Here is a 7,785-nt window from a genome sequence, read left to right as displayed (position 1 = left end):
TGTGCGGGTTTCATAAAACAAAGGTAAGCAAAGATAGCTAATTTTAAAACTTACCAACCAGATATTTCCGCTGAGCCGTATTTTCGCCTGGATGATCCACTCACGAGCAGGGATGCTATCATCGCTTCAATTAGTAGAAAATAATCTGGGAAATATGGCGCTGATACTTCTGGGAAGCATGTTTGTCGTATATCAAGAGTTTATATTGTTCAAGAATGTGCTGTCCTGGATAGGACGTAAAGCAGTGCCTATGGATTTAAGCTATTCCTTATACGCTATTCTTGTTCCATTGGTAGTGATGATTATCAAAATCCCATTCAGCAGTCCGCTGGATATGTTTCCCAAGAATAATATATGGGGAGCGTTATGTTTCGACTTCGGCTTCTGGCACTTTATGACGGCACTTTCACTGGTATATGCCGTTATTATGATTGTCATTCAATTCATCCAGTTCGTTACCGCGCTACGGCAGAGCGGTAAACGTCTTCTATCGGTATGTGTAATCTATTTCCCGGTAATGTTTTCCTTATTCATATTGTCGATGTATGCTGTAATAGGAGTGGTGCTCCTCTTCATCATAAAATTTGCATTGAGTGTCATGGAAGAGAATAGCAGGAAATAAATTAAATAAAGGTTACTCTATATACATCAAACATCTATTATCCTTCTTTTTAAAACGCTTCAACCGTTCCAGCTTCTCGCTTTCACCTTCTTTGGCAGGAAACGTTACCTGACCGGTGTCCTTGTTATAATCGTATAATTCCCGTGCAGGAACCACATAAACGTGCTCCGGAGCACCATTAACCCATCCAAAGCCAAAAACGTAAAACAGACTTTTTATCGGACGGTTCAGTTGGTTAATATTCATATATACCTCGTACTTCTCAATATCCTTCCTGTCAAGATAAAATCCAACTTTACTTCTCCATTTACATTCTACGGCTATTATCTCTCCGACCTTATAAATCCTGCTCCTATCTACAGCACATTCCAATAACAAATCCGGAGATGAAGAAGACAGAGGCCGGTATCCCTCAACATATTTATCACCTCGCCAATCCAGAAGCCGCCAGAATATTTTTCCTGTATCCAAGTCGGAACATCCATCTTTACTGATATTAGAATTTTTCACAACCCACTCTTCAAACCTGTCTCCCAAATATTTATTCTTGTTCCTTTCTTTAAAGTATTGAAAGGTGTCCATGAACCGATATTGAAAAACATTCACACAGTCATCTATAAACCTATTTAATATTTTCATTGTCATAACAAACTGCTTCTATATCATTATTCATCATCTATGAAGGTGTTTCAGGGAGCTTCATTATCTCGGTACAGATGTGGCTCGCAATAAACCACCTGCAAAAATAAAGTAATATTTATTTCAAACAAATATTTACAAATAAAGAATAAGCATTCTTGATTACAAAAGCACAAAACAAACACCCAAATAAAAAATCAGACTTTTTTCTGTTTTTCCCAATTCTTCCCAGATTCCTTTCCCATCTTTGCAATACGAAAACAAATAAAGTATTAATCATTAAAAATAAAGAAGTATGAAAAAGTTTATTATGATGTTAGTTTGTATGTTTGCAGTGCACACAATGGTAATGGCAGATAACGATAAACCGATACAGGTAAACCAGTTACCGACAAAAGCGCAGACATTTATCAAGACTTATTTCAAAAACCATAAAGTGACATTAGCCAAAATGGAATCGGGAGTATTCTACAAAAGTTATGATGTAGTCTTTACAAATGGAGAAAAAGTAGAATTCGATAAAGCGGGAGAGTGGAAGGAAGTGCGGTGCAGACAAAGTGAAGTTCCCGCACAAGTTGTACCGGAAGCAATCCGTAATTATGTAAAGACCAACTATCCGGATGCAAGAATTCTCGAAATAGAATTCGATCATAATGAATATGAGATAAAATTGTCCAATCGTTGGGAAATTACATTCGACTCTCAAATGAGAGTAATCGATATCGACGATTGACAATGCCTGCCCTCAAAACATGAGGGATTAAAATACAAGAGTACAAAAACAGTTGTTCGAGTAAACTCCGAACAACTGTTTTTGTTTAAAAGCCCCATATATATCAGTCGGCAGATTATCAGCTCTTTTGAGAGCAAATAACACATTATTTAATATCTGCTCTCCAAACATTCCGTACATCATGAAAAATAAATGCCGCAATAAAGAATATAAACGCTTTATTTTTATACTTTTACACTCATTAAACAGCAAATTCAAATTATATAAACGATGGATAATTCAACTAACAATAAAAACATATTCCAGTCGGAGCTGCCTTGTGAAAAGAAAAACGGACACAGCATAATCCAAGAATTCATAAACAACTACCCTTACAGTGTCCAGGACTTAATAAAATTGCTCGAATGTGGTTATCAAATTACTTATGAAGATAGAAAAATCATGAAAGAGCAGTTCCCCACCGACACCTATAAATATTATGCTACTTTCTCCAGGTTAGCATTCAAATTGTATCAGGAAGGGCAAGCTGAACTAATAACAACTCTAATTACTTCCGGAGTGGACCTTTCAGGAACAATTTATACGATTGAAGCATTACTTTCCAACAAACCCGAGTATTTCAGTTTTCAAACCAATGTATGGGTATGTATCGCTAATAACGCAATAACCCATTACAAAAATCATTGGATATTTTGTGAGGCAGCACTCAAACAAAGCGGTAAATGGGAAGAGGTTTACAAAGCAGAGTCATTCCTAAGAAAACACAACAAATTAGATAAAAATGAAATCATAGCATGGAAGAAACCTAAAGAATACAAAATATTAAAGCTGCTCTATCCTCAATTGCAAGTACCGGCTGTCCGTTTCTTAGAAGACGAACAGCCCGACCCTTACCAAACGGCCATCTCCCTCTTTCATAAAACCGAACTGTCAGATATGTTGGAAACATTAAGCATAAGTATAGAGAAAGAACGTCCGGTTTGGGGATATCATCACATAGCCGGTGCTACTGCTGAAGAGAAAATCAATACACTATGGCATACATTTCCCCACGAAGAATTCCTTGAGGCATTGTTTTACCTCGCTGATCACAAACACTCTTCTTCCATACTCAACCTACTGATAAAAGAGGAAGCTAATGAAATTAGAGATGCCATACACGCCCCCAATACACTTCACAAGTTACAAACAGGGCTGGAAGTAGGAAGAATATATCATCCGGAGTTTCTACTTCTATTATGGGAGTTAGGATACAGGCACAAAAAAACGGAAGATTGGCAAAAAGACAATAGCCTGACAAATACTACGAAAATGAGGCTTTATTGTTTAGACAAACTATTCGACAATACACTAAACATCGATTTAAAAGAAATATTAACTAGTAGTATTATCCAGGCAGTGTGCCTGATTGAAGACATTAGGAACAACCGCATTACTTTTACCAATCATCCTAATTGGAAATCACGTATAAACAGTATACGCAGTGCATCCAATCATCCCTTAAATAATTATTGGGGATACATTGATATGGCTTTAGATAATTTCCATACAAAAGAAGGCCAAAGCATGAGAACGTATCTATGCCAGAAAGAACCGGGAATCAAACTTGATAATAAAGAGGAGACTATTGTAAAAGAGACAAACCTTTATAAGGCATTGACTATTTTATATCCGGATATTTATAATTAAATCATACTTATAAATACCGCTCCCCTTTACTAAAAAAAGAAGAATCCCGGAAGAACATGATATTCGGACAAAGATTGAATAGCGTAAGCAATCTACTATTCGCAACGGCAATAAGTATTTGCACCGCACGTACAACGGGGCAATAGTTGCTCGCTCAACTCATCGCGATAGAACTCGTACAGTTGCCGATACATTGTTTCATAGAGGGTTTCTATTTGTTGTTCCTGTTCACTCTCGCTTTGAAAACGATTTTTAAAAGGGTCTTCAAAGTTAAAATGCACCTGCCGTTTGGCATTGAGGGTGAGGAAGCTCAGTTCTTCCTCAGCTTCTTTACACAGGGTAACAACATAGTCCCATGACCGATGCGCATATGCTCCGACACCGGAAGGCTTTTTACGCGATATGCCGTAACCGTTTTGCTCCATCACATCGCATACGACATCGGGAACGCAATTTCCTTCCATAACTCCTGCCGTAGAAATATTCATTCCTCTGCCAAATGTGTGCAGGAGTTCTTGTGCGATACGGCTGCGGCACGCATCCTTATTACTTATTAATAATATGTCCATTGTGTGTTATTTTACCAGTTCTAAATATTCACCATATCCTTCTGCCTGCATCTTCTCTTTAGGGATAAAGCGCAAAGAGGCGCTGTTGATGCAATAACGCAATCCGCCTTTATCGGCAGGACCATCTGTAAAGACATGTCCCAAATGGGCATCACCTGTTTTGCTACGGACTTCCGTACGTACCATTCCGTGAGTAGTATCTGCTTTCTCCTGAATCAGCTTGCGGTCAATCGGCTTGGAGAAACTGGGCCATCCGCAACCGGAATCGAACTTATCGGTAGAGACGAACAAAGGCTCACCCGTAGTAATATCCACATAGATGCCCGGACGGTGTTCATCCCAGTAGGCATTACGGAAAGGCGGTTCGGTGGCATTTTTCTGGGTAACGGCATACTGTTCTGCGGTGAGTTGCGAACGCAATGTTGCATCATCGGGCTTACTGTAAGCCGCCACCGGTTTCTTCATCTTTGCTTTACGTGCCAGGTCGAATAGCGCAGGATTGATATGACAGTAGCCGCCCGGATTTTTATCCAGATAATCTTGATGATACTCTTCTGCCGGATAAAAATTCTTCAACGGCTCAATTTCCACTTCCAGCGGGCGGGTGTAGTTGGCAGCCAGACGGCTAACGGTTTCACGGATAACAGGCAGATCGGCTGCATCGGTATAATAAATGCCTGTGCGATACTGAGTACCACGGTCATTTCCCTGACGGTTCAGACTGGTAGGGTCAATTGTCTTGAAATAAAGGTCGATAAGAAAAGGCAAGGTCACCTTATCAGAATCATACTGTACTTTTACGGTTTCGGCAAAGTCCGTAGTACCTGTACAGACTTGCTGATAGGTAGGATTGGCTATATTTCCGTTTGCATATCCCACTTGGGTAACTTCTACACCTTCTATTTGCTTCAGGAAATGTTCGGTTCCCCAGAAACATCCGCCTGCCAGATAAATTTCTTTCATTGACTTCATATCGTTTCTCCTTTCCGCCTGACCGGTCGATTTACCGACACAGGACAGACAACTTATTAGCATTACAAAAATAAAGATTATTTGCTTCATACCATTTACCATATATGAAGTAAAAAACAAAAAAGTCAACGCAATGGTTGACTTTTTCAAATAATATTGTTTATTATCAGAAGCTGAATTTCTCCAGTTTCATAGAAGCAAGGCTTTGTATTTTAGGAACCAAAGTCACAAAATGCGCCGCCTTTTCGTGTGCAGCCAAAGACTCCTCATCTTTCCATGTTTCGCAAATCATAAGGACATCTTCACGGGTTGCACTTTCAAAAATGTCATAAGCAATGCAACCGTTATCCTTCAGGGAACAAGCTACCAGTTCTTTTGCAGCTTCCATCACAGCAGCACGGTTATCCGCACTCACTTGAATAAAAACATTCAGTCTAAGCATATTCATATCTATTTTAAGTATGGCGCAAATTTATATAGAATAAATAAGAAGTCCGTTAAGATTCTGTGTAATTATTCCTCAAATGTGTTACCCGTTTCTACAACACTCTACATATTTCTACATTGGACTTTTCGGGACAACTTCGCATAATTATCCTGTAAATCAATCATATACCAACAGCCAATACAGTTTGGCATTCTATTTGTCCTATGATAAGTGTTAGAGATGATAACCCCAAATATTCACTAAAAATCAGAAAGTTATGAAAAAGGTATTAGCAGCATTAGTAATGGTTTTAGGAACAGGAAGTTCTGTAGTATTCGCACAGGAAGTAAACAACTCATCAGCAATCGTGGCAGAAGCACAAGTTCCGCAAGACGAATTTGTGAAAATCGACCCGACAGAATTGCCACAGGCTGTTATGCAGACATTAGCCAAAGATTATGAAGGTGCATCTGTAAAAGAAGCCTACGTAAAAGAAACGGAAGAGACCACACTCTACAAAATCATCATCGTCACCCAAGACGGTCAGGAAGCGGAAACGCTTTTAAACGAAAAAGGCGAAATTGTCAAAGAATAGTCTTTTCTAAATGTAAATCTCATTAAAGAAAAAATTCCGGTTCGTAACGAATCGGAATTTTTTTATCCGCAAAACACATACGTACCCACAGAGATTATTTGTACATTTGTTGCATCGTATTTAGATGCAGTATCCTATGAAAGTCAAGATAGAAGAGAGCTGGCGGCAACGTTTACAAGAAGAATTCGACAAGCCCTACTTTGAAAGATTGGTATCATTTGTGAAAAGCGAATACGGACGTGCCAACGTGCTGCCGCCGGGACACCTTATCTTTCATGTTTTCAACTCATGCCCTTTTGAAAAAGTAAAAGTGGTTATCTTAGGACAAGATCCCTACCCCAACCCCGGACAATATTACGGGATATGCTTTTCCGTACCGGAAGGAGTAGCCATACCGGGATCACTCGCCAATATATTCAAGGAGATACATCGAGACTTGGGCAAACCGATTCCTACTTCCGGCAATCTGGACCGCTGGGTGGCTCAGGGAGTATTCTCCATGAACTCTGTCCTTACGGTACGCGCCCACGAAACCGGTTCGCACCGCAACATGGGCTGGGAAACTTTCACAGATGCGGTAATCAAGAAATTAAGTGATGAACGAGAACATCTCGTATTCATGCTTTGGGGAGCTTATGCCAAAGAAAAGGCAGCCTTGATAGACAGCAGCAAGCATTTTATTCTGACAACCGTCCATCCTTCACCCCGTTCCGCCGAATACGGTTTCTTCGGTTGCAGGCACTTCAGCAAGGCCAACGATTATTTACGGAGCAAAGGCATTGAGGAGATAGACTGGTAAGACCAAAGCCCAATCTTACAGCACCCCGTTTACCCCGCTGCCGAACAATGCGAAATCTCCCAAACAGGGGTCGTCCGGAAAGACTTCCGCCAAAGCCTCGGTTATGTTCCGCGCATTCTTCAGAGAGAATGTTTCCGTATCGGTAAGCCCCAAAAGATAAGCCACCCTGCAAACGTGCGTATCCAAAGGAATCAGCAAATCGCGACGGTCAAAGCTCTTCCAAATGCCGAAATCCACTTCCGACTCTTTCCGTATCATCCACCGCAGAAACATATTCAGTTTCTTTTGAGGGCTCTTGACTGAAACTTCCAGAAATGCGCACAGCTTCTCCATCGGTGTACCCGGATAAACCGACAAGGCATCTTCCAAACTATCAAAACGGGTATAGGCAGCGTGCAGCCGGGCAAAGTAAGTATAAAAATCCGCATGGGAAAGCATACGGTAAAAGCTACTCCTATCTGTAGGCAGGAAATCTTCTTTCCACCTGCAGGACAAGACATACCGGTAGGGTGAAGCTCCCATTAAGCCATGCAGTCCGTCCGCTTTCTTTAATATCTGCCTGCGGTTGCCAAAACTCATTATAGCTGTGAGCAAGCCGCTAACCTCAATATCCTGTTTCTGCGTATACCGATGCGGAAACTGAACAGGATCACCTTGTATAAAGGCTGCACAATGATATTCTCTTGCCCACGCCAAGAGCTGCAATCGGGTTTTCTCGGTCATACTTTGTAATATTCAGC

General features: G+C 40.5%; 10 protein-coding genes. 5 read left to right on the top strand and 5 right to left on the bottom strand.

The genetic code is table 11. From position 1 onward, the window contains the following. Positions 1-154 precede the first annotated feature (154 nt). Positions 155-622 carry a hypothetical protein gene (locus AB5903_RS04685; protein ID WP_368117677.1) on the top strand — a complete coding sequence of 156 codons (468 nt, stop codon included), beginning with the start codon at positions 155-157 and terminating at the stop codon, positions 620-622. 12 nt (positions 623-634) lie between these two features. Here AB5903_RS04685 and AB5903_RS04680 read toward each other — a convergent pair whose 3' ends face one another. Continuing rightward, complete coding sequence (locus tag AB5903_RS04680) at positions 635-1,267, bottom strand: hypothetical protein (protein ID WP_117901742.1); 633 nt, start codon at positions 1,265-1,267, stop codon at positions 635-637. Between the two features lie 289 nt (positions 1,268-1,556). On the opposite strand from AB5903_RS04680, the gene AB5903_RS04675 reads away from it, so the two are divergent. Further along, positions 1,557-1,994, top strand: a complete 438-nt coding sequence (locus AB5903_RS04675) for a PepSY-like domain-containing protein (RefSeq protein WP_195657994.1) — start codon at positions 1,557-1,559, stop codon at positions 1,992-1,994. Between the two features lie 270 nt (positions 1,995-2,264). After that, entirely contained in the window at positions 2,265-3,683 is a 1,419-nt protein-coding gene (locus AB5903_RS04670) for a DUF6035 family protein (RefSeq protein ID WP_195657995.1), read from the top strand. A gap of 95 nt (positions 3,684-3,778) precedes the next feature. Here AB5903_RS04670 and AB5903_RS04665 read toward each other — a convergent pair whose 3' ends face one another. The 3 genes from AB5903_RS04665 to AB5903_RS04655 form a co-directional block, all read right to left on the bottom strand. Then, entirely contained in the window at positions 3,779-4,252 is a 474-nt protein-coding gene (locus AB5903_RS04665) for a hypothetical protein (RefSeq protein ID WP_005657017.1), read from the bottom strand. Positions 4,253-4,258: 6 nt separating this feature from the next. Continuing rightward, the gene (msrB, locus tag AB5903_RS04660) at positions 4,259-5,314 is read right to left on the bottom strand and encodes a peptide-methionine (R)-S-oxide reductase MsrB (RefSeq protein WP_117739978.1); all 1,056 of its coding nucleotides are present in this window, start codon (positions 5,312-5,314) and stop codon (positions 4,259-4,261) included. Positions 5,315-5,390: 76 nt separating this feature from the next. Continuing rightward, positions 5,391-5,666, bottom strand: a complete 276-nt coding sequence (locus AB5903_RS04655) for a putative quinol monooxygenase (RefSeq protein WP_022104095.1) — start codon at positions 5,664-5,666, stop codon at positions 5,391-5,393. A 262-nt stretch (positions 5,667-5,928) separates the two neighbouring features. Between AB5903_RS04655 and AB5903_RS04650 the strand changes: the two genes are divergently transcribed. After that, the gene (locus AB5903_RS04650; protein WP_005657021.1) at positions 5,929-6,246 is read left to right on the top strand and encodes a hypothetical protein; all 318 of its coding nucleotides are present in this window, start codon (positions 5,929-5,931) and stop codon (positions 6,244-6,246) included. A gap of 136 nt (positions 6,247-6,382) precedes the next feature. After that, the gene (ung, locus tag AB5903_RS04645; protein ID WP_040316242.1) at positions 6,383-7,045 is read left to right on the top strand and encodes a uracil-DNA glycosylase; all 663 of its coding nucleotides are present in this window, start codon (positions 6,383-6,385) and stop codon (positions 7,043-7,045) included. Positions 7,046-7,060: 15 nt separating this feature from the next. Here ung and AB5903_RS04640 read toward each other — a convergent pair whose 3' ends face one another. After that, positions 7,061-7,768: a TIGR02757 family protein gene (locus AB5903_RS04640; RefSeq protein WP_005657024.1), complete on the bottom strand. Its 708-nt coding sequence runs from the start codon at positions 7,766-7,768 to the stop codon at positions 7,061-7,063. Positions 7,769-7,785: the final 17 nt, after the last annotated feature.

The sequence above is a fragment of the Bacteroides sp. 2201st1_D9_2201SCRN_220225 genome (assembly GCF_040928965.1).
GTDB classification, from domain to species: Bacteria; Bacteroidota; Bacteroidia; order Bacteroidales; family Bacteroidaceae; genus Bacteroides; species Bacteroides stercoris.
Note: the sequence above shows the minus strand (reverse complement) of the source record. Positions and strands in the feature narration are given on the sequence as shown.

Excerpts from the sequence above, each read along its gene's own strand:
- ung (WP_040316242.1), top strand. The coding sequence starts at position 6,383 with ATGAAAGTCAAGATAGAAGAGAGCTGGCGGCAACGTTTACAAGAAGAA.
- AB5903_RS04670 (WP_195657995.1), top strand. The coding sequence starts at position 2,265 with ATGGATAATTCAACTAACAATAAAAACATATTCCAGTCGGAGCTGCCT.
- AB5903_RS04665 (WP_005657017.1), bottom strand. The coding sequence starts at position 4,252 with ATGGACATATTATTAATAAGTAATAAGGATGCGTGCCGCAGCCGTATC.
- AB5903_RS04680 (WP_117901742.1), bottom strand. The coding sequence starts at position 1,267 with ATGACAATGAAAATATTAAATAGGTTTATAGATGACTGTGTGAATGTT.
- AB5903_RS04685 (WP_368117677.1), top strand. The coding sequence starts at position 155 with ATGGCGCTGATACTTCTGGGAAGCATGTTTGTCGTATATCAAGAGTTT.
- AB5903_RS04675 (WP_195657994.1), top strand. The coding sequence starts at position 1,557 with ATGAAAAAGTTTATTATGATGTTAGTTTGTATGTTTGCAGTGCACACA.
- AB5903_RS04655 (WP_022104095.1), bottom strand. The coding sequence starts at position 5,666 with ATGCTTAGACTGAATGTTTTTATTCAAGTGAGTGCGGATAACCGTGCT.
- AB5903_RS04640 (WP_005657024.1), bottom strand. The coding sequence starts at position 7,768 with ATGACCGAGAAAACCCGATTGCAGCTCTTGGCGTGGGCAAGAGAATAT.
- msrB (WP_117739978.1), bottom strand. The coding sequence starts at position 5,314 with ATGAAGCAAATAATCTTTATTTTTGTAATGCTAATAAGTTGTCTGTCC.
- AB5903_RS04650 (WP_005657021.1), top strand. The coding sequence starts at position 5,929 with ATGAAAAAGGTATTAGCAGCATTAGTAATGGTTTTAGGAACAGGAAGT.